This window comes from Paraburkholderia sp. SIMBA_053 (assembly GCF_046534895.1).
GTDB lineage: Bacteria > Pseudomonadota > Gammaproteobacteria > Burkholderiales > Burkholderiaceae > Paraburkholderia > Paraburkholderia caledonica.
Window position 1 is genome coordinate 1 of sequence record NZ_JAWRXU010001871.1, and the last position, 231, is coordinate 231.

Below are 231 nucleotides of genomic sequence, written 5' to 3' on the forward strand. Positions count from 1 at the left end.
GGTCATAACGGCGAATACGCCCTCGACTCATGCATGCGTGAGCATGGTGGTTTCGAGGGAAACGCACAAACCCTCCGCATTGTTACTCGTCTCGAGAAACGCGAGAGTGTGGAGAATGGCAGCGAAAAATGCGGATTGAATTTAACCTTTCGCGGGTTAGCGTCGCTGCTGAAATACGACAAGGTCATTCCGACTAGTCGTTCAGCGGAAGAGGCAGAACGCCCTAGCAAG

Annotated in this window: 1 pseudogene; it reads left to right on the plus strand. The window is 52.8% G+C overall.

Annotated elements, in window-relative coordinates:
* Window positions 1-33: 33 nt before the first annotated feature.
* A pseudogene (locus SB753_RS42025) lies at window positions 34-231 on the plus strand (deoxyguanosinetriphosphate triphosphohydrolase); the annotation flags it as partial.